Here is a 25436-nt window from a genome sequence, read left to right as displayed (position 1 = left end):
CGTGAAACGTGCCGCAGCCAGCGACACACACCCCGATCCCGAGGCACTGTCACGCCGGCGCCAGGTGGCGCCCGCGTGCTGGCAGGTCTTCGGACTCAGGGGCCTTCCAGCAGATTGCTGCTCCTGCCGGGTTCCTCGACCACCGCTTCCCAGACCCGTCGGCCCAGTGCTCGTGTGGTGGTGTCGTTCCCCATTACCGCTGCGGGACAGTCCCGGATTCACACCGGGTTCCCTCTTGCGACGGGCGGCGGATCACTCCACCGTCCGAACCAGCGAGCAGCACCCTACCGGGTCGTGTTCCGCGCGCGGAGGCGGGCTGCGGGTCAGCGGGAATGCCGCGTGCGGTAGAGGTGGGAGTCCGGGAAATCCTCGCTGTCCAGGGCCCAGCCGACGATGATGATGGCGGCCTGGCGCAGGTCGTGCTCCTCCACGGCGTCGGCGAAGTCCGCGAGGGTGCCGCGGAGGATCAGCTCGTCCGGCTGCTCGGCCCGGGACACGACGACGACCGGGCAGTCGGCGCCGTACTCCGGGATGAGGGTCTCCTGGATCTGGCGGACGAACCGGATCGCCAGGTGCAGCACCAGGGTGGCGTGGGTCTTCGCGAGTTCCTTGAGCGACTCCTCCGGCGGCATTTTCGTCGAGTCCCGCTGGGCGCGGGTGAGGATGACCGTCTGGGCGACCTCGGGCACGGACAACTCCTTGCCCACCAGCGCGGCGGCCGCGGCATAGGCCGGGACGCCGGGGGTGACGTCCCACTCGATGCCCTCGGCGTCCAGTCGACGGGTCTGCTCGGCGATCGCGGAGTAGATCGACGGGTCGCCCGAGCAGAGGCGAGCCACGTCACGGCCCTCGTCGGCGGCGCGCTTCATGATGGCGACCTGCTCATCAAGGTTCACCACGGCCGTGTCGACCAGTTCCACGCCGTCGGGGCAATGCGCCAGCATCTCCTCGGTGACGTACGTGCCGGCGTACAGGCAGACCGGTGAGGCACCCATCAGGGCGGCCCCACGGAAGGTCAGCAGGTCGGCGGCTCCGGGGCCGGCTCCGATGAAGTGGACGGTCACGCGTTCTCCTGGTTCTTCTGGGCTGCCCATTGGACCACGGGCCGGGCCGGCTTCCAGCCGGTGAACCGCCCGATCGGCTGGCCCGACTCGATCGACAGCCTGGTGAGGTCGCCGCCATGGCGCTGCCAGGCATCGATGATGGCCCGTTCGGTCTCCAGGGTGACGGTGTGGACCACGATCCGGCCGCCGGGACGCAGCGCCTCCCAGCACGCGGCGATCACTTCGGCGGTCGCACCGCCGCCGAGGAACACCGCGTCGGGCGTGGGCAGGTCATCGATCGCGGTCGCCGCGTCGCCCTCGACGACCCGCAGCTCGGGCACCCCGAGACGGTCCGCGTTGCGACGGATCCTGGCGGCCCGCTCGTGGTCACGCTCGATGCTGACCACGCGATTGCGCCGGTCCAGGCGGGCCCACTCGATGCCGACGGAGCCGGCACCGGCGCCGACGTCCCAGAGGAGCTCGCCGGGGCAGGGCCGCAGATGCGCCAGCGCCGAGGCCCTGATGTCGCGCTTGGTGAGCTGGCCGTCGTTCTCGAAGTCCTCGTCGGGAAGACCGGGGGCCAACGACAGGCCGGCCGGGCGCGCGCCGTCCGCCATGGCCACGTCGAGGCACAGCACATTCAGCGGCGGGACCGTGTCGTACGGCCACTCCGCGGCGGTGCCGTCGAAACGGGCCTGGGCCTCGGACCCCAGGTCCGACAGCACGGTCATCCGGGTCGCTCCGAAGCCGGCCTCCCGCAGCAGCGCGGCGACCTCGGCGGGCGTCCCCCGTCCGCCGGACAGTGCGATCACCCGATTGCCTGGAGCGAGGTGACGGCGCAGCCGATCGATGTCACGACCCACCAGGCTGACGAAGTCGCAGGTCTCCTCGGGCCAGCGCATCTCGGCGCGTGCCAGAGCCAGTGAGGACGCGGCCGGCCGGATGCGGACGGCCTCCGGTCCGAGCAGCCTGACCAGGGTCGAGCCGATGCCGGACACCATCGGATCACCCGAGGCGAGCACCACCACCCGGCGGCCGGCCACCGACTCCATCAGAGCGGGCAGGCCCGGACGCATCGGCGAGGGCCACGGGACGAGTTCGGCCTGGACGCCGAGGGCGCGCGCCATCGCCAGATGACGTTCACCGCCGAGCACCACCTCGGCGTCGGCCAACATCCGGCGGGCGGCCTCATCCGGCCCGTCGGCCCGCACTCCCACGACCTCGATCACGGGTACACCCTAGTGGCGGCCCTCCCCCGGCCCGAGCGGCGGCAGTGAGTCGTACGTGTGCCCGGTCGGCGTCTCCCACCGGACCCGGTGCTCGGGTCCGGGGTCCACGCTGGCGGCCCAGCCGGCCAGTTGCTTCGTGTGGTTGCAGCGCTCGCACAAGCCCTGGCCGTTGTCCAGGTCGGTCGGCCCGCCCGACGCGTGGTCCACGACATGGTCGGCGTGCCTGATCGGGGCGTCGCACCACGGGGTACGACAGTGCTGGTCCCGGACCCGGATCAGATGCTGCAGCCCCCGGGTGAAGAACCGGCCAGCCGTCTTCGTCGCCATCAGGGTGGCCCCCGGTCCCCGGAAGAGCCGCCGGACCTGCACGCGTACGTCGGGATCCTCGATCGTGCCCAGCATCCGCCGCACCCAGCCCGCGGGCACCGGCCCGACATCGCCGATCTCCGCCGCCGTGTCGTCCTCCGCGAACAGGGAGTGGTCGGTGATCACGATGTCGAGGTGGACGTCGCAGGGCCGGTCCGCCGGTCGACCCGTCACCCGCTCGACGAGGGTGTCGGCCATCAGCTGGCCGCGCCCCCGCTCGTCGCCGGCGGCGCGTGCGGAATCAGCCGCCTGCGAGAGCGCCGCGTACACCCCGACAGCCTGCTGCAGCGGCAGCAGCCCCGTCACGTACGCCATGCCGTCCAGCGCGGGCCGGCTCGTCACCCGGCGTCCCTTCACCGCCGCCTCGATCCGCCGGATGTAGGCCTCGGCGTCGCGCTCGTAGACCATCCGGCGCAGTTCCGCCGTGATCGTCCGGTCCCCCATGGTCTTGCGGGCAGCCAGAAGCTTCCCGAAGTCCTCGTCCACCGCCCGACGGTCCTCGATCGCCAGACAGGCCGTCTCCCGCACCGCCAGCGTCGCCCGCCACTCATTGAGCCGACCCTCGGCGAGCGCCTCGAGCGTCCGCGGCATCTCGCGCACCCAGGCCTGCGCCGCACCCAGGAATCGGCCACCCTTGACCGGCGATTCGCCCCGGGCGAGCGCCACCTGCGCGCCCACCCCCTCACCCAACCGGCGCGCCGGCACCCCTGCGTCGGTCTGCAGCTGCCGCTGCAGCAGGTCGAACCGTTCGGACACCCTCGCCTGGGCAGCCGCCGTGGCGGCCTTCAGCTTCTCCAGGGCCGTGATCAGCTCGATGCAGCGGGCCGACGCCTCCTCGAGCCGCAGATCCCCGACGTCGAACACCTCCTGCGTCCCGAGCCAGCGGATCCATTGCCGTACGTCCGGCAGGTCGACGTCGGCCGCACGCTGCGGCCCGGGCACCGCGAACACATCCTGCGGCCATTCGGCCGCCACCCAGGCCGGTGGGTCCGGCCAATCCGTCTCCACCCACGCCTGCGCAGGCGCTGTCATGGTCACCGTCATCGCTCCCCCTCGAGCAGATCCTCCCGACAGCCCCCACGCTAGAACTCAGCTCTGACATCACCCCGCACCCCGACCGACCCCGCCTACACCGGTGACCCGATATGACCCGGGTTACACTCGACGGGTCGGCGAGGCGGCGACGCGCACCGGATCGAGCTGCTCCGGACCTCAACCCCGGCACCGACGACGCCCTGACACAACGACTGCCCCACCCCCGCCCACCGGTAGGATCGACCCGCACCCGGCGAGCAATCCGGTGAGAGTCCGGAACGGTCCCGCCACTGTGAGGTCTGGTCGCCAGTCCGAGTCAGGGCATCGCCGCGTGCCGAGCCGTACGCCTCCGCGTACGCCCGACCATCGACCACGCGGGCGCGGCACCCGCAGGGAGGCTCCATGCGCCACTACCCCTTCTCCGCCGTCGTCGGCTCCGACGACATGCGGCTGGCTCTGGTCCTGACCACCATCTCGCCCGCGATCGGCGGGGTGCTGGTCCGCGGCGAGAAGGGCACCGCGAAGTCGACCACGGTGCGGGCGCTGGCGGAACTGCTCCCGGCGCAGCAGGTGGTCGCCGGCTGCCGCTTCGGCTGCGACCCTGCGGCCATCGACAACGCCTGCCCCGATGGGCCGCACGACGTCACCGACGTCACCACGACCCGCCCCGCCCGCCTGGTCGAACTGCCGGTCGGCGCCACCGAGGACCGCGTGATCGGCTCGCTGGACCTCGAACAGGCCCTCGGCGCCGGCCGCGTCCGCTACGAGCCGGGCCTGCTGGCCGACGCCAACCGCGGCCTGCTCTACGTCGACGAGGTCAACCTGCTGCACGACCACCTCGTCGACCTGCTCCTCGACGCCGCCGCGATGGGCCGCAACACCGTGGAACGCGACGGGGTCTCGATCTCCCACGCCGCCCGGATCGTCCTCGTCGGCACGATGAACCCCGAGGAGGGCGAGCTCCGTCCCCAGTTGCTCGACCGGTTCGGGCTGACCGTCGAGGTCGCCGCGCCCCGGAACCCGGCGCTGCGCGCCGAGGTCGTCCGCCGCCGCCTGGCCTACGACCTGGACCCGGACGGCTTCGCAGCCCGCTACGACGAGGCCCAGGAAGCCACCCGGACCCGCCTGGCCGAGGCCCGCGAGCTCCTCGACGGGGTCGTCCTCGGGGAGCGGGCCCTGCTCAAGATCGCCGAGATCTGCGCCGCCTTCGAGGTCGACGGGATGCGGGCCGACATCGTCACCGCCCGCGCTGCCGCGGCCCACGCCGCCTGGAACGGCCGCGACCGCGTCGTCAAGGACGATCTGCGCGCCGCCGCCCGCCTGGCCCTGCCGCACCGCCGCCGCCGCAACCCGTTCGACGCGCCGGGCCTGGACGAGGACCTGCTGGAGCGCCTACTCAACGACCTGGACGACGATCCGGACCAGCCCGACCCGGATCCGACCCCTACCCCGGACGATCCGAAGGATCCCGACCACCCGCAGCCGCCGGCCTCCCCCGACGATCCCAGCGGGCGCGACGAGCAGGAGGGCCAAGGGCAGCCGAGTGGCCCGCAGGAGACACCGGAACCCGGCCATCAGGATCGTACTGACGCCGACGACGCCGACACCGACGCCATCGACACCGGGACGGCGCCCCGTCTGGCGCTCGCCGCGGCGGGAAAGCCTTATCGCACCCGCCGGCTGGAGGCACGCGGGGTTGGCACCGGCGACGCCGGCCGGCGGTCCCGGGCGATCACCACCCAGGGTCGTACGGTCGGGGCCGGCCTCGAGGGCCGGACCCTGCACCTGCCGGCGACGATCCGCGCCGCGGCGCCATACCAGGCCGCCCGCGGACGCTCCACCGGCAAGCTCCGGCTGGCCGCCGGTGACCTGCGACGCACCGTCAGTGAGGGCCGGGAGTCCAACCTCGTCCTGCTGGTCGTCGACGCCTCCGGCTCGATGGCGGCCCGGCGCCGGATGGAGGCGGTGAAGACCGCCGTCCTCAGCCTCCTCCTCGACGCCTACCAGCGCCGCGACAAGATCGGCCTGATCACCTTCCGCGGCGCCGAGGCGACGCTCGCCCTGCCGCCCACGTCGTCGGTCGACACCGCCGCGCGCCGGCTGGACGAGCTGCCCGCCGGGGGCCGTACGCCGCTGGCGGAGGGTCTGGCGATGGCCGCCGAGGTGCTGCGCCGGGAGAGGATCCGCGACCCGCGCCGCCGCCCCCTGCTGGTGGTCGTCACCGACGGTCGCGCCACCGCCGGCGCGGAGGCGCTCCCCCGCGCCACCCGGGTCGCCGGCCACCTGGCCTCGTACGATGCCGTCGTCGTCGACTGCGAGACGGGACGTTTTCGCCTCGGCCTCGCCGCCGGCCTGGCCGCGACGATGGGTGCCGACCTGGTCGGACTGGGGGAGATCGGCCGTGACGAAGTGTCAGCGGCCGGCCGTACCATCGTGGACACCGTGAAGGACCGTCTCAGCACCGATCCCCGACGAAAGGCCGCCTGACATGCAAGGGAAGCCGCTGACCGTGCCCGACGACGGGCTCACCACCAAGCAGCGCCGCAACCGGCCGCTGGTGATCGTGCACACCGGCCCAGGCAAGGGGAAGTCGACTGCAGCGTTCGGGTTGGCCCTGCGCGGCTGGAACCAGGGCTGGGACATCGGCGTCTTCCAGTTCGTGAAATCCGCGAAGTGGCGCATCGGCGAGCAGACCGCCCTCGAGGCCCTCGCCGCCGTCCACGCCGAGACGGGCCAGGGCGGTCCGATCGAGTGGCACAAGATGGGGTCGGGCTGGTCCTGGTCCCGCAAGGAAGGGTCCGATGAGGACCACGCCGTCGCCGCCCAGGAGGGCTGGGCGGAGATCAAGCGGCGCCTCGCCGACGAACAGCACACGCTGTACGTGCTCGACGAGTTCACCTACCCGATGAAGTGGGGCTGGATAGACCCGGTCGACGTCGCCGAGACCCTGCGGGATCGCCCGGGCACCCAGCACGTCATCATCACCGGCCGCGACTGCGCCCCCGAAGTGCTCGAGATCGCCGACCTCGTCACCGAGATGACCAAGATCAAGCACCCCTTCGACGCCGGCCAGAAGGGCCAGAAGGGGATCGAGTGGTGACCGAGGAGAGGCCCTCCACGCCGCTGGCACGTGTGGTCATCGGGGCACCGGCCTCGGGCCAGGGCAAGACCACCGTAGCCACCGGGTTGATGGCCGCCTTGTCGAGGGCGCCGTACGGGCTGGACGTCGCCGCCTTCAAGGTGGGGCCCGACTACATCGATCCCGGTTACCACGCGCTGGCCACCGGGCGCCCCGGTCGCAACCTCGATCCGTGGATGCAGGGCGAGGAGCGCATCGTCCCCCTGCTCCTTCACGGCGCTCTCCACACCACCGCCCAGCAGCCCAACCCCGCGCGGATCGCGATCATCGAAGGGGTGATGGGGCTCTTCGACGGCAAGGCGGAGACCGAGGGCTTCGCCTCGACCGCCCACGTCGTCGAACTCACCGAGTCCCCCGTCATCCTCACCGTCGACATCTCGCACGCCTCCCGCACCATCGCCGCGACCGTCGGCGGGGTGGCCGCGTTCGAGGAGGGGGTCAAGGTCGAGGGCATCATCCTCAACAAGGCCGGTTCGCCCCGGCACGCCGACGAGGTCAAGCGGGCCCTGCGCCGGCTCGGCATCCCGGTGCTCGGTGTCCTGCCCCGTGACGAGGCCATCCATGTCCCTTCCCGGCACCTCGGACTGGTCCCCGCGGCGGAGCGGGACGAATCGCGGCAGGCTCTCGACGCCCTCGCCCAGCGGATCGCGGACAACGTCGACCTCGCCCGGGTGGTGAAGATCGCGATGACCGCCCCACGACTGTCCGCCCGGCCGTGGGATCCCGCCGCGGAGGTGCACCCGCCGGTGGCCGAGACCACCACACGCCCGCGGATCGCGATCGCCGGTGGACGCGCCTTCACCTTCCGCTACGCCGAGACGACCGAACTGATGGAGGCGGCCGGCTGCGAGCCGGTGGAGTTCGATCCGCTGCGCGATCCGGCCCTGCCGCCGGACACCGCGGGGATCTACCTGGGCGGCGGCTTCCCTGAGGTCCATGCCGAGGAACTGTCGGCCAACGCCTCGATGATCGCCTCCATCCGCGAGGCGATCGACGCGGGCACCCCGACCGTCGGCGAGTGCGCCGGCCTGCTCTACCTGTGCCGCGAGGTCGACGGCCACCCGATGGTCGGCGCGGTCGACGCCACCGCCGCGATGGGCCCCACGCTGGTGCTCGGTTACCGCGACGCCGACGGGACCCGCGGCCACGAGTTCCACCGGACGACGACCACCCCGGCGGAGCCGACGATGGCCCCGAACGTCCACGCCTCCTACCTGCACGTGCACTGGGCCGGCGCTCCGGAGCTGGCCCAGGAGTTCTGCGACGCCACCCACGCGTACGCGTCCAGCCGTCCCGACCTCAAGCACCACGGCGACACCGAGGTGGGCGAGGGCCTGGTCGACCTCGCGGTGAACGTACGCCTCCCCGGGCCGCCGGCCTGGATGACCGAGGCGATCATGGCGACCCTTCCCGGGCTGGGCGCCTACCCCGACGCGACCGCGGCGCGCGCGGCGATCGCCGCCTTCCACGGCGTGACGCCGGAGATGGTGCTGCCCACCTCGGGCGGCGCGGAGGCGTTCACCCTCATCGCCCGGGCGATCCCCGGGGACCGGCCGGTCGTCGTGCACCCGCAGTTCACCGAGCCCGAGGCCGCGCTGCTGGCCGCCGGACGGACGCCCCACCGCCACGTCCTGGCCCCGCCGTTCACCCTCGACGTCGACGCGCTGCCGCCGACCGATCTGCTGATGATCGGCAATCCGACCAACCCGACCAGCGTCCTCCACGACGGCGAGGCCCTCCGGGACCTCGCTGGACCCGGCCGCATCGTGGTCATCGACGAGGCGTTCATGGACGCTGTCCCCGGTGAGCACGAGAGCCAGATCCACGCCGAGATGGACCACCTGCTGGTGGTCCGCTCGCTGACCAAGACCTGGGGCCTGGCCGGGCTGCGCGCCGGCTACGTGGTCGGTGACCCACGGCTCATCGCCCGGCTTGCCGCCCAGCAGCCGCCATGGTCGGTGTCCAGCCCGGCACTGGCGGCGATGGTCGCCTGCACGACCGACCGCGCCAGGGTCGAGGCCCAGCTCGCCGTCGTCCGCACCACGCGTGACCGCGACCACCTGATCGAGTCCCTCACCACTCTGGGATGGGACGTCGTCACCCCGGCCGCCGGCCCGTTCGTCCTGGCCGACAGCCATGATCCCGGGACCCGGGCACGGCTGCGGGTGCGCGGCTTCGCCGTCCGCCGCGGCGACACGTTCCCGGGACTGGGCCCCCACTGGATCCGGATCGCCGTCCGGGAACCTTCCGTCACCGATGCCCTCGTGGAGGCCGCGCGTGTTTGAGATCGATGTCGCCGGCCGCCAGGTGCTGATCACCGGGCTGGACGCCACCATGGCCGCCCACATCGCGGCGTTGCTCCGCGACGGGGCCGAGGTCACCGTCGCGGCCGAGGAGTTGCCGACCGCGTTGAAGGACCTGGTCCAGCGCGGCCTGATCACCCATGACATCGCACCCGAGGGGTCGTACGACCTGGTCATCGCCCCTCGCCCGGTGCCGGCTGATCCGGCTCCTGCCACCCCCGGCAGGGGCCGGGTCACTCTGGTCGGCGGTGGTCCGGGCGATCCGGGCCTGATCACCGTCGCTGGCCTGCGGGCCCTGCGCGAAGCGGACGTCGTCGTCACCGACCGGTTGGCCCCGCAGGAGTGCCTGGCGGAGATCCCGCCCCACGCCGAAGTCATCGACGTGGCCAAGATCCCGCGCGGCGAACAGACCTCCCAGGACACCATCAACGAGGTCCTCGTCGCCCAGGCACGACTCGGCAAGCACGTCGTCCGGTTCAAGGGCGGCGACCCGTACGTCTTCGGCCGTGGTGGCGAGGAGGTCATCGCGCTGACGGCCGCCGGCATCCCCGTGTCGGTCGTGCCCGGCGTCACCTCCTCGATCGCCGCCCCCGAGCTCGTCGGAATCCCGGTGACCCACCGCGGCCTCACCCAGGGATTCACCGTCGTCTCCGGGCATGTTGCGCCGGACGACCCGCGCTCCACGCTCGACTGGGCCTCCCTCGCGCACACCGGCACCACGCTGGTGATCCTGATGGGTGTCCACACGTTGCGGCGGATCTGCGCCCGCCTCCTTGCCGACGGGATGGACCCGACCACACCCGCCGCGACGATCGCCGATGCCGGGCTGGCCAGCCAGCGGGTCGTCCGCTCCACCCTGGGCGAGCTGCCGGACGCCGTCGCGGAGGCTTCCGTCGGGTCGCCCGCCGTCACGGTGATCGGTGCAGTGGCCGGCGACGAACTCCCTGGCACGAACGACCTGGCCGACCGGGGCTGGTGCGATGACCGTGCTGATCCTGGGTGGCACCCGGGAGGCCCGCACCCTGGCCATCCAACTGGTCGACCAGGGTCACTCTGTCATCTCGTCGCTCGCCGGGCGGGTGACGACGCCCGCTCTTCCCGCCGGTGAGGTCCGGATCGGCGGCTTCGGCGGTGTCGACGGGCTGGTGGCGTACGAGCGCGAGCACGGCATCACCGCCGTGGTCGACGCGACGCACCCGTTCGCCACGCAGATCAGCGCGAACGCCGCCGCGGCCCACGCCACGACCGGGATCCCGCTGCTGCGGCTGCAGCGTCCCGGGTGGGAGGTCCGCCCCGACGCCGACACGTGGCACTGGGTGGACTCCACCGCCGAGGCGGTCCAGGTGGCCGAGGAGCTCGGGGCCCGAACGTTCGTCACCACCGGGCGCAAGTCGCTGCGCAGCTACGCGGCCTGGACCGACCGCTACGTCCTGGTCCGCCTGGTGGAGCCGGCCGACTGGTGGGTGCCCGACAACTGGGAGGTGCTGATCGAGCGCGGACCGTACGATCGGGCCTCCGAGACCGCGCTGATGCGCGGCCGCAGGATCGATGTCCTCACCACGAAGAACTCCGGGGGCTCCCTCACCGAGGCCAAGCTCGACGCCGCCGCCGACCTCGGCATCCCGGTGGTGATCGTCCGGCGGCCGCCGGCACCGGCCGGCGTCCCCCAGGTGGAGACGCCGGAGGACGCGGCCGCCTGGATGCTCGGCCAGGCGTGAGATGGCCCACACCTGCGAAGGATCCGTCCCAGCGGACCGGCGCAAGGTCCCTCGAAGGCTAGCCTGAGCGCTGTCGGCCCATCCCATCATCGGGGCCGACTTGGGGGGATTCTGATGGCTCGCAGCGCGTCCACGAGCGTTCTCGTGGTGGTGGTCCTGGTCGTGTTCGGTCTGGTCCCGAAACCGGCGCAGGCCGCGCCCACGCCCACGCCGACGCCGAGCGCCTCACCTACCGCCACCGGGACCACCAATCCCACGCCCACCGACACGGCCGTCCTCCAGCCGACCACCCTGGCACCGGCACCAGAACCGGCACCCGCACTGGCCACCACCTCGTCGACACCGACCCTGTCCACCGGGGAATCGGCCATCGCCGCAAAGGCGGCGGAGTTGCAGGGGGCCCTCGGTCCGGCGACCAGTCAGGTCTTCTGCGGCTTGACGCAGAGCGGCTGCGGCCAGCACTACCAAGGCGGTGAGATCTACTGGAGCCCCGCCACCGGCGCCCACTTCGTCCGCGGCTCCATCCGTGAGGTCTGGACCCACAACAACTGGGAGAACGGCTTCCTCGGCTACCCCACCTCCGACGAGTTCTGCGGCCTGGCCCAGAGCGGCTGCGGGCAGCACTACCAAGGCGCGGACGTCTACTGGAGCCCGGCCACCGGCGCTCACGTCGTTCGCGACGACATCCTGGCGAAGTGGGCGGCCAATGGAGCACAGGCCGGGTTCCTCGGCTACCCGACCTCTGACCAGTTCTGTGGCCTGGCCCAGAACGGCTGCGGCCAGCACTACCAAGGCGGTGAGATCTACTGGAGCCCGGCCAGCGGTGCACACTTCGTCCGCGGCTCCATCCGCGAAACCTGGACCCACAACAACTGGGAGAACGGCTTCCTCGGCTACCCCACCTCCGACGAGTTCTGCGGCCTGACCCAGAACGGCTGCGGCCAGCACTACCAAGGCGGCGAGATCTACTGGAGCCCCGCCACCGGCGCCCACTTCGTCCGCGGCTCCATCCGCGAAACCTGGACCCACAACAACTGGGAGAACGGCTTCCTCGGCTACCCCACCTCCGACGAGTTCTGCGGCCTCACCCAGAACGGCTGCGGCCAGCACTACCAAGGCGGCGAGATCTACTGGAGCCCCGCCACCGGCGCCCACTTCGTCCGCGGCTCCATCCGCGAAACCTGGACCCACAACAACTGGGAGAACGGCTTCCTCGGCTACCCCACCTCCGACGAGTTCTGCGGCCTCACCCAGAACGGCTGCGGCCAGCACTACCAAGGCGGCGAGATCTACTGGAGCCCCGCCACCGACGCACACTTCGTCCGCGGCTCCATCCGCGAAACCTGGACCCACAACAACTGGGAGAACGGCCGGCTGGGTTATCCCACCACCGATGAGATCTGTTCCTCGTTCGCCAACTGTCGGAGCGCCTTCCAGCATGGCGCGATCTCCTGGACGCTGACCGGGGGCACGTCGATCTCCTGGGACCTCCACCCGTCCGTCCGCGTGGCGACGGACGCCGACGTCTCCTCCACCTACCGCGCGGGCTGCCCCGTGCCGCCATCCAGCCTCCGGACGATCGACCTCGACTACCGCGACTTCAACGGCGCGATGCAGCGGGGTCAGATCATCATCCGCGACTACCTCGTCAACGACGTGATCACCGCCTTCAGTAAGGCGTACGGCGCCGACTACGAGTTCCACCAGATCACCAACCCCAACGCCTTCGGCGGGGACGACCCGACGCAGATGGCGGCGGACAACACCTCCGGCTTCAACTGCCGCAGCGTCGTCGGCAACCCCTACGCCGTCAGCCCCCATTCGTACGGGACCGCCGTCGACATGAACACTGTCGAGAACCCCTATCGCGACGACAACGGCGTGTGGTGGCCCAGCAACGGCTCCGCGTACATCTTGGGCGCCGTCCTCGACCGGCCGGTGACCCACCCCGCCGTCCTGCGGACCGACTCGACGGTCGTCTCCTCGCTGGAGAGCAAGGGCTGGTTCTGGGGAGGCCGGTGGAATCCGGGTCGCGACTACCAGCACATCCAGTACTGAGCGGCGAGACGTCGATGACGATGCGCCGTTCACTGCCCACCGCCGCCCTCGGGCTGGCGCTGTCGGCCCTGGTGACCGCAGGCTGCACCCCCGCGCAACCGGCGGGAGGGACGAGCACCGGAGCCGAGGGGCTCGTCTCGGTGCCGGCCAGGCCCTCGGCCCAGCCGCGCCCGACCACCCCGGCGCCCTCGACCGCCGGCGACCTGTCCGCCGCCTCGCTGCCGGCGTCCTACCTCGGATTCAGCGCGAAGGAGCGGCCCCCGGCCGAAGAGGAGTTCGTCCCCAACGGCACCTGGGTGCACGAGGTCGCGGCCCAGCAGGCCGCCGTCGAGGCACTACCGATGTGCCCCGCCAACAGCGGAGCGCTGACGAGTCGGCCCGACGCCGCCCTGATGGGCTCCTACCTGGACGGTGCCGGACGTCCCGGCAACGGCCTGGTGCTCTCCTTCGGTTCCACCGCCACGGCGACCGACTACGCCACCGGCTACCAGCGGATCCTGGCCTCGTGCACCGGCGGCGCCACCACGACGAAGCAGCTGGGGAGCGGCGACGGCTGGTATGCCGGCCGCCGGACCACGCAGGGAACCACCTGGACCGAGGGCATCGGCGTCCACGCCACCCACGTCGTCCTGGTGATCGTCCAGGACGGTGGGCGCGCGGCTGTCCCGGAGGCCACGGCTGCGGCCCGCTCGCTGGCGGGCCGCTGACCGCTCAGCGCAGCTTCCAGCTCCGCGGGATGTTACGCATGTTCGACCGGGCCATCGACACGACCTCACCGGCACCGCCGTTGAGCACGGTCTTGCTCATCGCAGTGGCGAAGCCGATCAGTTGCTCACCGGTGACGGCCGGCGGCAGGGACAGGGCGTCCGGATCGGTGACCACCTCGACCAGCGACGGACCACGGTGCGCCAGCGCCGCGGTCAGCGCGGACTCCACCTCCTTGGGCTCCGCCACCGCAACCGCATGGAAGCCCAGCGCCTCGGCGACCTTCGCGTAGCTCACCTGCGGCACGTCGGTGCCGTGACCGGGCAGGCCGTTGACGAGCATCTCCAGCTTCACCATGCCGAGGGTGGAGTTGTTGAAGACCACCACCGTGATCGGCAGTTGGTACATCTGCGCGGTGACCAACTCGCTCATCAGCATGCCCAGGCCGCCGTCCCCGGAGACGGAGATCACCTGCCGCCCGGGGAACGCGAACTGCGCCCCCAGCGCGTGCGGCAGGGCGTTCGCCATCGATCCGTGCAGGAAGGAGCCGATCAGCCGGCGCTTGCCGTTCGGGTTGATGTAGCGGGCCGTCCACACGTTGCACATGCCGGTGTCGGCGGTGAAGATCGCGTCGTCGGCGGCGACCTTGTCGAGGAGGTTCGCCACGTATTCGGGGTGGATCGGACGCTTGCGCTGCGGCTTGTGCACGTACGCGCCGACCGTGGAGGTCATCAGCTTCTCGTGCTTCTTCAGCATCTCCTTGAGGAAGCCGCGCCGGCTCTTGTGCTTCAGCAGCGGCATCAGCGCCTCGAGGGTGGGCACCATGTCGCCCTGGACGGCGAGGTCGACGTCCGTCCGCCGGCCCATCGTGGCGGCGTTGCGGTCGACCTGCGCGGTCCGGGTGTCCGGCAGGAACTGGTCGTACGGGAAGTCCGTGCCGAGCAGCAGGATCAGGTCGGCCCCCTCCATCCCGGCGGCGGCGGCGCCGTAGCCGAGCAGGCCGGTCATCCCGACGTCGAACGGGTTGTCGTACTGGATGAAGTCCTTGCCGCGCAGCGAGTGGCCGATCGGCGCACCGATCGTGTCGGCGAGGGCGATCACCTCGTCATGGGCCCCCTGGACTCCGGCGCCGGCGAAGATGGCGACCTTGTCGGCAGCGTTGATCATGTCGGCGAGGTCCTGGACGGCCTGCGGATCGGGCGTCAGGCTCGCAGACCGTACGTCATGCCAGGCGGGGGTGGGGCGGTGGCCTCGCGGTCGGCCACGTCACCGGGGATGGTCAGCACCGCGACGCCGTGGTCGGCCAGGGCATGGTGCATGGCGGAATCGACCAGCCGGGGGAAGACGGTGGGATCGGTGACCATCTCGTTGAAGACCGAGCACTCGGTGAAGAGGCGGTCCGGGTGAGTCTCCTGGAAGTAGCCGGTGCCGATCTCCTGGCTGGGGATGTGGGAGGCGATGGCGAGCACCGGCGCGCCGGAGCGGTTCGCGTCGTACAGGCCGTTGATCAGGTGGAGGTTGCCCGGGCCACAGGACCCGGCACAGACAGCCAGTTCCCCGGTCAGTTGGGCGTCCGCGGCGGCGGCGAACGCGGCCGCCTCCTCATGACGTACGTGGATCCAGTCGATCCCCCCGTTGGCCGAGCCGCCGGAGCGGCGGACGGCGTCGACGATGGGGTTGAGCGAGTCCCCGACGATCCCGTAGATGCGTCGGACACCGGCCTGCTGGAGCTGGGCGACGAGTTGTTCGGCGAGCTTCACAGTGCACCTCCCGAGGTCCTTGTGGGGCCTCCAGAAAGAAGTTGAACAGTACGTAAACAGTTGATACTTGTACGATATGCCCTGCCCGGGCGGCGGACCACCCCTCGGACGATCCCGAGGGGGCGGCTGGAATACTGCCGATGACAGCATGACGGCCCCGAGGAGATCCCGATGCACGACACCCCCGTCCACAGCTGGCTGACGGACATGGACGGCGTCCTCGTCCACGAGAACCGGGCCATCCCGGGGCGGCGGAGTTCATCGCCGCCCTGCAGAAGGCCGAGCGTCGCTTCCTCGTGCTCACGAACAACTCGATCTTCACCCCCGCGATCTGCGCGCCCGGCTCTTCCGCAGCGGCATCGACCTGCCGGAGGAGAACATTTGGACCTCGGCCCTGTCGACCGCTGCCTTCCTCGAGGACCAGTCACCGGGGGCGACGGTCTACGTGCTGGGCGAAGCCGGCCTCACCACCGCCCTGCACGAGTCGGGGATGATCCTCTCCGACACGGAGGCGGAGTACGTGGTCCTCGGCGAGACCCGCGCCTGGTCACTCCCGGCCATCACCAAGGCGATCAACCTGATCCTGGGCGGGGCGAAATTCATCGCCACCAACCCGGACCCCACCGGCCCCTCGCCCGAGGGGATCCTGCCGGCCACCGGCGCGGTCGCCGCCCTGATCACCAAGGCGACCGGCATCGAGCCCTACTACTGCGGCAAGCCCAACCCGTACATGATGCGATCGGGCCTCAACGCCATCGGGGCCCACTCCGAGAGCACGGTCATGATCGGCGACCGGATGGACACCGACGTGGTCTCGGGACTGGAGGGCGGGATGCGCACCATCCTGGTCCTGTCCGGCATCACCCGACGCGAGGACATCCAGCGGTTCCCCTTCCGGCCGAGCAAGGTGTTCAACTCGATCGCGGATGTGGTGCCGCTGGTGGGGCAGCTCGTCTGAGCGGCCGCCCCACCGGCAGCCACGCGCAGGTCAGCGCGCTTCGCGGAACTCCACATGCTTGCGCGCCACCGGGTCGAACTTCTTCAGCACCAGCCGGTCCGGCGTGTTGCGCCGCGACTTGCGTGTCACGTACGTGAAGCCTGTCCCCGCGCTGGACCGCAGCCGCACCAGCGGGCGCAGATCGTTCTTCTTGGCCATCTCGGTCGTCCTTCCTGTCGCTGGGGCCGACGCGGACGCCGGACCCGTGCCCACAACGCCGCCGTGTTGACAATCATTCCCAGGTTCAGTCAGCGCCATTCGTTAGTTCAACTTTGAACGGCTTGGCGTACGATAAGAACCATGGAGCACGAGCAGACGAACGAACCCCGGTGGCTGAATGCGGCGGAGCGCCGCGCCTGGCTGGCCCTCGGGGGCGTCATCCTGCGGCTGCCGACGGCCCTGGACGGCCAACTGCGCCGGGATGCCGGGCTGCGGTTCTTCGAGTACATGGTGATGGCCGGCCTCTCGGAGGCCCCTGACCGTACCCGGCGGATGAGCGATCTCGCGGCGTTCGCCGAGGGGTCCCTGTCCCGTCTCTCCCAGGTGGTCTCGAAGCTCGAGCAGCGCGGGCTCGTGGTCCGCTCCCCCGACCCGGATGACCGCCGGGCCACTCGGGCGACCCTGACGGAGGAGGGCTGGGACCTCATCGTGCGGACCGCCCCCGGTCACGTCGAGGCCGTGCGGACGTACGTCTTCGACAACCTCTCCGACACGCAGGTGGCCGAACTCACGGCGATCGCCGAGCACCTGCTGCAGGCCATCGACCCCCAGCACGAGCGGCCCGCTGATCGGTGAGGCGACGACTCACACGGCGCCGGCGCGCAGCCTGACCAGGAGTTGGTCGGCCGCCGCACCGATCCGATCATCCATGGCCTGGGCGCCCTGGACCTCGTCACGCCGTGACCCTCCGGCCATCACCGTCACCGGGGGCTGCAGCCCGGCCAGCCGCTGCACCACCGCCCGCGCCGGGGCGACGTCACCGGCACCGTGCACACCCAGCACGACCACCCTCGGCAGCAGGGTCCGCACCGCTAGTTCCCACTCGGCCACCGGGACATCCGCCCCCAGGTAGACCACGTCGGCGCCGCGAAGCCGCAGGCAGACGGCGAAGGCGAAGATCATCAGCTCGTGCCGCCCCCCTTCCGGCAGCCCGACCAGGATCGGCGCGCCGGAGTGCGCCGGGATGGTCGCCGCATACAGGGAGGCGAGCTTGCCGAGCACTCCGACACTGACGAAATGCTCCTGCGCCACTGACACCAGGCCCGCCGCCCAGGCCTCACCCAGCCGGGCCAATTGGGGGGCCAACCAGTCGTCGACCACCTCCTCGTACGGACGCCGGGCGAACGCGTCGTCGAGCACCGCTCCCAGCCGGCGGGGATTCAGGTCTGCGGCGGCGGCAACGAGATCGGGCCCCTCGTCCAGCACTGCCGGACTCCTGCCTCCCGGGTCCGCCGCCAGCAGTGACTCCGCTGCCATGGCAGCCGGGACACCGCTGTCCACCAGGGCCGCCATCCGCCGCAACAGGTCGACCTGGGCGTCGTCATAGAGGCGGTAGCCGCCGTCGGACCGTACGGGGTGCACCAGACCGTAGCGCCGCTCCCACGCCCGCAGCGTCGTCTCGCGGACACCCGTACGGGACGCCACCTGCTTCACGGTGTACACGTCACGCTCCTCCGTCCGGGTCGGCCAGCCTCCCGACAAGGATTCCACAAACCTTGGACATTGTCGCCCTTGACGTCGGGGAAGTCAGCAGCCTAACGTTGGACACAACGTTGGACAAACATTGGACAGAACATGTCGGCACAGTACGCAATGCCCAGCCCCGCAGGTGGGGGCGACGACGAGGTGGTGCTCCTCGACGCGGCCGGGACGGCGATCGGATCTGCCGATCGGCTGTCGGTGCACACCACTGATACCCAGTTGCACCTCGCTTTCTCGACCTATTTGTTCAACGCCCGGGCGAGGTCCTGCTCACCCGGCGCGCATTGGGCAAGGCGACCTGGCCCGGGGTGTGGACGAACTCCTGTTGCGGCCACCCGCGTCCCGGGGAGCCGATCGAGGAGGCTGCCCGCCGACGCATCCGCGAGGAGCTCGGCATCACCGTCGGCCCCGTGTTCTCCCTGCTCCCCGACTTCCGCTACCGCGCGACCGACTCCTCGGGGATCGTCGAGAACGAGATCTGCCCGGTGTTCGGTGCCTTCGTGATCGACGACGAGCCCCGGCCCGACCCGGCGGAGGTCGCCGAGTGGACCTGGGTGCCCTGGGACCGCTTCGTCGAGGCCATCACCGCGGCCCCGCACACGTACAGCCCGTGGGCCGCCCTCCAGGTGCCCCAGCTCGTACGCGTACTGCCGGCCTCGTGGCCCGGGGAGTCGCACCGACCGGACGCCACCACGGCCTGCCAGGACGTGGACGCGCTGCTCCGCGACCGGCTCGACGAGCTGGCGGCCGAGTGGGAGGGCTACACCGCCGGCATGGGCGTCGACGTGCTGCCCCAAGACCTGCCGGCCTGGCTCGCCGACCTGCTCGTCGGCAGGGGCAAGCGACTGCGGGTCACCCTCAGCTACTGGGGGTTCGTGGCCGCTGGCGGCGTCCCGGGATCGACGGGCTACGACGACCTCGTCCGCGCCGCGGCCGCCCTGGAGGCGCTGCACCTCTTCGCCCTGATCCACGACGACGTGATGGACGAGTCCGTCTCCCGGCGCGGACGGCCCTCGGCGCACGTCGAGGCGACCCGCTGGCACGAGGAGGCCTCCGGACGCGGTGACGGCGAGGTGTTCGGCCGCAACATCGCCGTACTCCTGGGCGATCTGGCGCACACCCTCGCCGACCGCCTCGCCGACGACCTGTCCCCTGAGCTGCGCCAGGTCTGGTACCGGCTGTGTGTCGAACTGGTGGCCGGCCAGCGGGCCGACCTCACCGGCGCGGCGGCCGGGCGGCGGGACCTGCGCCACGCCGAGCACGTGGCCCGGCTCAAGTCGGGGCGCTACTCGGTCGAGCGCCCGCTCGAGCTCGGTGGGCTGGCGGCAGGCGCCTCCGCCGAGACGGTGGCCACCCTGATCCGCTGCGGTGAGCACATCGGGCGCGCCTTCGCGCTGCGCGACGACTTCCTGGGTGTCTGGGGAGACCCGGCACGGACGGGCAAGCCCGCCGGGGACGACCTGCTCGAGGCGAAGGCGACAGTCCTGCTGACGCTGGCCCGCAGGGCCCTCACGGGTGAGGCGGCGACGATGCTCGACCGTCTCGGCACCCCCGCCTTCTCACCCGACGACGTCCCGGTGCTCGCCGCGGCGATGCGGGAGGCCGGCGTGGCCGATGCCGTCGAGGAGCTGATCACCCTCGAGTACGCGGCCACGGACGCCTGCCTCGCGACGTCGTCCCTGGCTCCCGAGGGGCGGACGGCATCCGCCAGACCGCTCGGGCAATCGCCTGGCGGGAGGCCTGATGTCCGTCTCCGTGCGGGGTGAGACCCCGATCGACCGCCGGTCGTCGAAGGCGTCCGACGTCGTGGTGGTCGGTGCCGGCCTGTCGGGCCTCAGCGCGGCGCTCCACCTCGCCGGTGCCGGGCATCGGGTCACGGTCCTGGAGGCCCTCGACGTCCCGGGGGCCGCAACGGGACCCTGAGCCGGGACGGGTTCCGCTTCGACACCGGGCCGGTCGTCTTCACCATGGTGGGGCTGCTCGAGGAGGCGTTCGCCGCCGTCGGCGCGCGGATGGCCGACTACGTAGCCCTGCAGTTGCTGGATCCGGCCTACCACACCTTCTTCGCCGACGGCTCACGCCTGCTGGTCAGGCCCGGGCGGGAGAAGATGCGCGAGGAGATCCGCCAGCAGTGCGGCAGCCGCGACGCGCACGCGTTCGACCGGTTCGTCGACTGGCTGGAGCGGCTGGCGGCCGTCGAGACGCCGCACTTCATCGACGCCAACTTCGACTCGCCCCTCGGTCTGCTCCGCTCGCCCAGGGCAGCCCTCGACCTGCTGCGGCTGCGTGCCTTCGGCCGGCTGGGGCCGGAGATCGCCCGTCGCTTCCAGGACGAGCGGCTCCAGCGGGTGTTCAGCTTCCAGTCGATGTACGCCGGCCTGTCCCCCGCCCGGGCGCTGTCCCTGTACGCGGTGATCACCTACATGGACTCGATCGAGGGGTGTGGTTCCCCGACGGAGGCATGCATGCCGTGCCCCGGGCGATGGCGCAGGCCGCCACCGACGCGGGTGTCACCATCCGCTACTCGACGCCGGTCGAGCGGGTCGAACGCACGTCGTCCGGCGCCGCCTCGGGCGTACGACTCGCCGACGGTGAGGTGGTGCGCGCCGACGCCGTCGTCGTCACGGCCGACCTGCCGGTGGCGTACGACCGGTTGCTGCCGGACGTCCCCGCCCCCGGGTCGCCCGGAACGGGTCCTACTCGCCGTCGGCGCTCGTCTGGCACCTGGGCCTGCGTGGCGAGCAGCTCCCCGACGGCGCGGGGCACCACAACATCCACTTCGGCGAGGCGTGGGACGACGCCTTCGTCGATCTGCTCGATCGGGGGCGTCCGATGCGGGACCCGTCGCGTTTCGTCGCGGCCCCCTCGATGCACGACCCGGCGGCGGCACCACCCGGCCACCAGACCCTGTACGTGCTGGAGCCGGTACCCAACCTGCAGGTCGGCCGCCTCGACTGGTCGGTCGAGGGCCCCCGGCTGCGCGAGCGACTCCACGCCTTCCTCGGCGCCGCCGGGTACAGCCAGGACATCGTCACCGAGGAGCTCGTCACCCCGGCGGACTGGGCGGCGCAGGGGCTGGCCGCGGGGACACCGTTCGCGCTGGCGCACACCTTCGCGCAGACCGGACCGTTCCGGCCCCGCAACGTCGACCGCCGGGTGCCCGGACTGGTGTTCGCCGGCTCCGGGACGACGCCCGGGGTGGGCATCCCGATGGTGCTGATCTCGGGCAAGCTGGCCGCCCGACGCGTCGCGGAGCTGGTCCGATGACGACCCCGCTGCTCCGCCTCGGCTATCGGCGCTGCGCCGAGCTGACGCGCCAGTACGGCACCACGTACTACTGGGGTGCCCGGCTGCTGCCGGCTGCGCAACGCCGCGACGTGTACGCCGTGTACGCCCTGTGCCGCCTGGCCGACGACATCGTCGACGAGCCCGACCGGGTCGACCTCGCGGTGCCGGCCGAGGGCGGGCCTGCCGAGCGGTTGGCCGCCTTCCGCGAGCACTTCCGGTCCGCGCTGGCCCGAGGCTACTCGGACGAACCGGTGATGGCCGCAGTGGTCGACAGCCTGCGCCGACGCCGTACGGACCCCGAGTGCTTCGACCGCTTCTTCGACGCGATGGCGCTCGACCTGACCCGGACGACCTGGGCGAGTTGGTCGGAGTTGCGCGACGGCTACATGGAGGGGTCGGCCGCGGTGGTCGGCGAGATGATGCTGCCCGTCCTGGAGCCGTTGTCGCCGGCCGCGAAGGTCCCGGCCCGGGCTCTGGGTCTCGCCTTCCAGCTGACGAACTTCCTGCGTGACGTGGCGGAGGACCTCGACCGGGGACGGGTCTACCTGCCGGCCGACGACCTCGCCCGGCACGGCGCCGACCCCTGGGAACGGCGGGTGACCCCGCAGTGGCGGGCGTTCCTGGCTGAGCAGATCGCCCGCAACCGTGTCCTCTACACGGAGGCGGCCCGGGGACTTCCCCTGCTCCCGCCGGCGTCGCGGCGCTGCGTCGGCACCGCCCTCGTCCTCTACAGTCGCATCCTGGACCGGATCGAAGAGGCCGACTACGACGTCTTCTCCGGCCGGATCCGCGTTCCCGGCCGGGAGAAGCTGGGCGTGGCGCTGCGCAGCCTGGTCCTCGGGCCGCCGCGCTGGGATGCGCCGCCGGTCCGCATCCGGCCGGCCAGGATCCCCGAGGGGGTGACCGGATGAGGCGCTCGGTGACGGGTCTCACCCGCCTGCCCCAACCCGGCCCCGAGGCGCTCCGGTCGACCTGGCGCGACGCCCGACCGGCCCGCATCGAGCGCGCTCTGGCGGCATCCTCCCGACGCGATCCCGGGGGCTGGTGCGTGGCGGGAGCGACGGCCGACGTACGGACGACGTCGGTGCTCCGGATGATCGCCGGGCGCGAGGTGGTGCTGTGGCGGGACACGGAGGGCCGTCTCCACGCCGGGCCGGGCGCCTGTCCGCATCTGGGCGCGCCGCTGCACGGCTGCGTGTCCCACGGCACCGACCTGCTCTGCCGCTGGCACGGCATGGCGCTGCCCTCGGAGGGCCCGTCATCGTGGCGGGAGTACCCGGCGTACGACGACGGGGTGCTGGTCTGGGTCCGCCTGCCGATGCCCGGCGAGACGCCGGCGGACGCGCCCGTCCTCCCCCCGCGACCGCCGCAGCAGGCCTCGATCGCAGCCGTGGTCACCCGGACCGCTGTCTGCGAGCCGCGCGACATCATCGCGAACCGGCTGGATCCGTGGCACGGCGCCTGGTTCCACCCGTACGCCTTCAGCCACCTGAGCGTCGACGAGGAGGCCAGCTCGCCCGACCGGCTGGTGCTCGACGTCGCCTTCCGGGTGAACCGGACCTGGGGCGTGCCGGTCCGCGCCGAGTTCACCACCCCCGACGCCCGGACGATCACGATGTGCATCCTCGAGGGCGAAGGCGCCGGATCGGTCGTCGAGACGCATGCCACCCCCCAGGGGGAGGACGAACGAGGGCGGCCGCGGACGGTGATGACCGAGGCCACCATCGCCTACTCGGACCGCCCCGGGTTCGCGGTGGCCCGGCTGCTGCGAGGCGGCATCGTGCCCCTCATCCGGCGGACGGCGTACGCCCTGTGGCGCGACGACCTCGACTACGCCGAACGCACCTACGCGCTCCGCGCCGGGCTGGTCGAGAGGACGAGCGTTGACTGACCACTGGCAGTACCTGCTCCTGATGGCCGCGTGCCTGCTCGTCACCCTCCCTCTGGAGTTCGCCTTGCGGGCCCGGGTCTACCGCCGCCCGCTGCGGCTGCTGGCGGCGTTGCTGCCGACCGTGGCGCTGTTCACGGTCTGGGACGTGATCGGCATCCTGCGCGGTCACTGGAGCTACAGCCGCCGCTTCACCACCGGGATCCTGCTCGGCCCGGTCCCGCTGGAGGAACTCGTCTTCTTCGTCGTGGTCCCGATCTGCGGGCTGCTGACGTACGAGGCCGTCGGCACGGTCCTCAGCCTGGCCCGACGGGCCGCGGCGCGTCGCGAGAGGAGCCGGATCGATGCCTGAGTACACCCTCTTCACCGTAGCGGCCGTCGTGCTGGTGGTGGCCGCCGAGCTGTTCTGGCTGCGGACCGGCATCTTCCGCACCGCCCAGTACTGGGTCTCGATCGCGATCGTCTTCGGTTTCCAGGTGCTGGTGGACGGTTGGCTGACCAAGCTGTCCGCGCCGATCGTCGCGTACGCTCCGGGCCGGTACCTGGGCGTGAGGTTCCCCTGGGACATCCCGATCGAGGACTTCGGCTTCGGCTTCGCCATGGTCACCCTCACGGTGCTGCTCTGGCACCGCCTGGGCCGTCAGGAGGAGCGATGAGAAGCGACGGACTGCCCGGCCGGGACCGGCGCGCCGTCTGCCATCCCGGCCCCTCGGGGGCGCCGCGGATCGACGGTGACCTGCACGTGGCCGTCGTCGGCGGTGGCATCGCCGGTCTGGCCGCCGCGACCGCGCTGGCCGAGCGCGGCGCCCGGGTCACGCTGCTCGAGGCCGCTGATCGGCTGGGCGGGCGGGTCGCGGCGTGGCCGCTGGGCGACGGGCGGACGATGAGCCGCGGCTTCCACGCCTTCTTCCGCCAGTACTACAACCTGCGCGGGCTGATCCGGCGCGCCGATCCCGCTCTGGGCCGGCTCGTCCCGATCGAGGACTACCCGCTGCAACGACCCGACGGTCTGCGAGACTCCTTCACCGACCTGCCCCGGACGCCACCGTGGAGCGTGCTGGAGTTCGTCCGCCGCAGCCCGACCTTCACCCTGCGGTCCCTCGCCCGGGTCAACGTCCCGGCAGCGCTCGAACTGCTGCGTGTGAGGTTCCCCGGAACGTACGACCGCTACGACGGGGAGTCGGCCGCGGCCTTCCTCGACCGGCTACGGTTCCCGCAGGCCGCCCGCGACCTGGCCCTGGAGGTGTTCGCCCGGTCGTTCTTCGCCGATCCGACCGAGTTCAGCGCCGGTGAGCTGGTGGCCATGTTCCACACCTACTTCATGGGATCGGCCGAGGGCCTGCTGTTCGACGTCCCCGACGACGACTACGACACCGCCCTGTGGGCGCCGCTCGGCCGCCACCTGGCCGGGCTCGGCGTCGAGGTGCGGACGGGTGCCACAGTGGCCGGCCTCGACCTGGCGCCGGACGGGGTGACCGTACGGGCCGGGTCGGAGGACCTGGTCGCGGATGCGGTGGTCCTCGCCGCGGATCCGCGGTCGGCGCGTGGCCTCGTCGCCGGCCTGGCGGGAACAGGCCCAGGGATGGCCGACTGGCAGCAGCAGGTCGCGGCCACCCACAACGCACCCCCGTTCGTGGTCGTACGCCTCTGGCTGGACCGCTCGGTTGCCGCGGATCGTCCGGCCTTCCTCGGCACCTCCGGCTACGGACCGTTGGACAACGTGTCGGTGCTGGAGCGGTTCGAGACCGGCGCGGCGACCTGGGCGCACGAGCACGGCGGCTCGGTCGTCGAACTCCACGCGTACGCCTGCCCGCTCGAGGTCACCACGGATGGTGCGGCGGCCGACAGGGTCGTCGAGCGACTGGTCGAGGAGCTGCACCGCGTCTTCCCGGAGACCACCGCAGCGCAGGTGGTGCACCGCGAGGTCCTGGTCCGCGACGACTGCACCCTGATCGGTCCGCAGCCCTGGTCGGAGCGCCCTTCGGTCACGACTCCGGATCCCCGACTGGTGCTCGCCGGCGACTGGGTGCGCTGCGAGCTGCCCGTCGCCCTGATGGAACGGGCCGCGACCACCGGTTTCCTGGCCGCGAACGCCCTGCTGGAACGCCGGGGCGCGGCGGGTCAGGACATCTGGACGGTGCCGATGACGGGGTTGCTCAGTCATGTGGCGGCATGAGGGGGCGCCTTCTCCGGTTGCCGGCCGCGC

At 71.8% G+C, this 25436-nt stretch carries 19 protein-coding genes, 6 pseudogenes and 2 riboswitches; of the genes and pseudogenes, 19 read left to right on the top strand and 6 right to left on the bottom strand.

Annotated features, from left to right (window positions below; genetic code table 11):
- Nucleotides 1-63 precede the first annotated feature (63 nt).
- Nucleotides 64-289, bottom strand: a riboswitch (cobalamin riboswitch).
- A 34-nt stretch (nt 290-323) separates the two neighbouring features.
- The 3 genes from cobM to Rai3103_RS07540 are packed head-to-tail and all read right to left on the bottom strand — an operon-like array spanning nt 324 to nt 3682.
- A complete protein-coding gene (gene cobM / locus Rai3103_RS07550; RefSeq protein WP_153572071.1) occupies nt 324-1064 on the bottom strand; it encodes a precorrin-4 C(11)-methyltransferase in 741 nt (246 codons plus the stop codon).
- Nucleotides 1061-2272 carry a precorrin-6y C5,15-methyltransferase (decarboxylating) subunit CbiE gene (gene cbiE, locus Rai3103_RS07545; RefSeq protein ID WP_153572070.1) on the bottom strand — a complete coding sequence of 404 codons (1212 nt, stop codon included), beginning with the start codon at nt 2270-2272 and terminating at the stop codon, nt 1061-1063. Before cbiE ends, cobM begins: the two co-directional genes overlap by 4 nt.
- Before the next feature lie 9 nt (nt 2273-2281).
- Entirely contained in the window at nt 2282-3682 is a 1401-nt protein-coding gene (locus Rai3103_RS07540; RefSeq protein ID WP_228489257.1) for an HNH endonuclease, read from the bottom strand.
- Nucleotides 3683-3906: 224 nt separating this feature from the next.
- Nucleotides 3907-4020: riboswitch (cobalamin riboswitch) on the top strand.
- Between the two features lie 55 nt (nt 4021-4075).
- Between Rai3103_RS07540 and Rai3103_RS07535 the strand changes: the two genes are divergently transcribed.
- From Rai3103_RS07535 to Rai3103_RS07505, 7 genes and pseudogenes are all read left to right on the top strand, one after another.
- The gene (locus Rai3103_RS07535; protein ID WP_153572069.1) at nt 4076-6160 is read left to right on the top strand and encodes a putative cobaltochelatase; all 2085 of its coding nucleotides are present in this window, start codon (nt 4076-4078) and stop codon (nt 6158-6160) included.
- Between the two features lies 1 nt (nt 6161).
- The gene (gene cobO, locus Rai3103_RS07530; RefSeq protein WP_153572068.1) at nt 6162-6773 is read left to right on the top strand and encodes a cob(I)yrinic acid a,c-diamide adenosyltransferase; all 612 of its coding nucleotides are present in this window, start codon (nt 6162-6164) and stop codon (nt 6771-6773) included.
- Entirely contained in the window at nt 6767-9097 is a 2331-nt protein-coding gene (locus Rai3103_RS07525) for a bifunctional hydrogenobyrinic acid a,c-diamide synthase/histidinol phosphate aminotransferase CobBC (RefSeq protein ID WP_422396024.1), read from the top strand. The genes cobO and Rai3103_RS07525 overlap by 7 nt, the downstream gene beginning before the upstream one ends.
- A 208-nt stretch (nt 9098-9305) precedes the next feature.
- Nucleotides 9306-10067: pseudogene (gene cobA, locus Rai3103_RS07520) on the top strand (uroporphyrinogen-III C-methyltransferase); the annotation flags it as partial.
- 28 nt (nt 10068-10095) lie between these two features.
- Nucleotides 10096-10833 carry a cobalt-precorrin-6A reductase gene (locus Rai3103_RS07515; RefSeq protein WP_153572067.1) on the top strand — a complete coding sequence of 246 codons (738 nt, stop codon included), beginning with the start codon at nt 10096-10098 and terminating at the stop codon, nt 10831-10833.
- A 114-nt stretch (nt 10834-10947) separates the two neighbouring features.
- Nucleotides 10948-12891, top strand: a complete 1944-nt coding sequence (locus Rai3103_RS07510) for a M15 family metallopeptidase (protein WP_153572066.1) — start codon at nt 10948-10950, stop codon at nt 12889-12891.
- A gap of 14 nt (nt 12892-12905) precedes the next feature.
- Nucleotides 12906-13598, top strand: coding sequence for a hypothetical protein (locus Rai3103_RS07505; RefSeq protein WP_153572065.1), 693 nt, complete (start codon nt 12906-12908; stop codon nt 13596-13598).
- A 4-nt stretch (nt 13599-13602) separates the two neighbouring features.
- Here Rai3103_RS07505 and Rai3103_RS07500 read toward each other — a convergent pair.
- Nucleotides 13603-15356: pseudogene (locus Rai3103_RS07500) on the bottom strand (pyruvate dehydrogenase).
- A 171-nt stretch (nt 15357-15527) separates the two neighbouring features.
- Between Rai3103_RS07500 and Rai3103_RS07495 the strand changes: the two are divergent.
- Nucleotides 15528-16314: pseudogene (locus tag Rai3103_RS07495) on the top strand (HAD-IIA family hydrolase).
- Nucleotides 16315-16344: 30 nt separating this feature from the next.
- Here the strand turns inward: Rai3103_RS07495 and rpmG are convergent.
- The gene (rpmG, locus tag Rai3103_RS07490) at nt 16345-16512 is read right to left on the bottom strand and encodes a 50S ribosomal protein L33 (RefSeq protein WP_153572064.1); all 168 of its coding nucleotides are present in this window, start codon (nt 16510-16512) and stop codon (nt 16345-16347) included.
- A 141-nt stretch (nt 16513-16653) separates the two neighbouring features.
- On the opposite strand from rpmG, the gene Rai3103_RS07485 reads away from it, so the two are divergent.
- Complete coding sequence (locus tag Rai3103_RS07485; RefSeq protein ID WP_153572063.1) at nt 16654-17148, top strand: MarR family winged helix-turn-helix transcriptional regulator; 495 nt, start codon at nt 16654-16656, stop codon at nt 17146-17148.
- A gap of 9 nt (nt 17149-17157) precedes the next feature.
- Here the strand turns inward: Rai3103_RS07485 and Rai3103_RS07480 are convergent, their stop codons facing one another.
- Nucleotides 17158-18015 carry a MerR family transcriptional regulator gene (locus Rai3103_RS07480; RefSeq protein WP_194793323.1) on the bottom strand — a complete coding sequence of 286 codons (858 nt, stop codon included), beginning with the start codon at nt 18013-18015 and terminating at the stop codon, nt 17158-17160.
- A 132-nt stretch (nt 18016-18147) separates the two neighbouring features.
- Here Rai3103_RS07480 and idi point away from each other — a divergent pair.
- The 10 genes and pseudogenes from idi to Rai3103_RS07445 all read left to right on the top strand — a co-directional run.
- Nucleotides 18148-18707, top strand: a pseudogene (gene idi / locus Rai3103_RS19025) (isopentenyl-diphosphate Delta-isomerase); the annotation flags it as partial.
- A 120-nt stretch (nt 18708-18827) separates the two neighbouring features.
- Complete coding sequence (locus tag Rai3103_RS07475; RefSeq protein ID WP_422396040.1) at nt 18828-19820, top strand: polyprenyl synthetase family protein; 993 nt, start codon at nt 18828-18830, stop codon at nt 19818-19820.
- A pseudogene (locus Rai3103_RS18730) lies at nt 19798-20399 on the top strand (FAD-dependent oxidoreductase); the annotation flags it as partial. The gene Rai3103_RS07475 and the pseudogene Rai3103_RS18730, both read left to right, overlap by 23 nt.
- Nucleotides 20400-20515: 116 nt before the next feature.
- A pseudogene (locus tag Rai3103_RS18465) lies at nt 20516-20656 on the top strand (FAD-dependent oxidoreductase); the annotation flags it as partial.
- 230 nt (nt 20657-20886) lie between these two features.
- Entirely contained in the window at nt 20887-21321 is a 435-nt protein-coding gene (locus tag Rai3103_RS17700) for an FAD-dependent oxidoreductase (RefSeq protein WP_228489254.1), read from the top strand.
- Nucleotides 21318-22253, top strand: a complete 936-nt coding sequence (locus tag Rai3103_RS07465; protein ID WP_153572061.1) for a phytoene/squalene synthase family protein — start codon at nt 21318-21320, stop codon at nt 22251-22253. Before Rai3103_RS17700 ends, Rai3103_RS07465 begins: the two co-directional genes overlap by 4 nt.
- A gap of 8 nt (nt 22254-22261) precedes the next feature.
- Nucleotides 22262-23233, top strand: a complete 972-nt coding sequence (locus tag Rai3103_RS07460; protein WP_228489253.1) for a DUF5914 domain-containing protein — start codon at nt 22262-22264, stop codon at nt 23231-23233.
- Entirely contained in the window at nt 23226-23582 is a 357-nt protein-coding gene (locus Rai3103_RS07455) for a lycopene cyclase domain-containing protein (RefSeq protein ID WP_153572059.1), read from the top strand. The genes Rai3103_RS07460 and Rai3103_RS07455 overlap by 8 nt, the downstream gene beginning before the upstream one ends.
- Nucleotides 23575-23886 carry a lycopene cyclase domain-containing protein gene (locus Rai3103_RS07450; protein ID WP_153572058.1) on the top strand — a complete coding sequence of 104 codons (312 nt, stop codon included), beginning with the start codon at nt 23575-23577 and terminating at the stop codon, nt 23884-23886. The genes Rai3103_RS07455 and Rai3103_RS07450 overlap by 8 nt, the downstream gene beginning before the upstream one ends.
- Entirely contained in the window at nt 23883-25406 is a 1524-nt protein-coding gene (locus Rai3103_RS07445) for an FAD-dependent oxidoreductase (protein ID WP_153572057.1), read from the top strand. Before Rai3103_RS07450 ends, Rai3103_RS07445 begins: the two co-directional genes overlap by 4 nt.
- Nucleotides 25407-25436: the final 30 nt, after the last annotated feature.

This window comes from Raineyella fluvialis, assembly GCF_009646095.1.
In the GTDB taxonomy this organism is placed as follows: domain Bacteria; phylum Actinomycetota; class Actinomycetes; order Propionibacteriales; family Propionibacteriaceae; genus Raineyella; species Raineyella fluvialis.
This window is presented reverse-complemented; position numbering and strand designations above follow the sequence as displayed.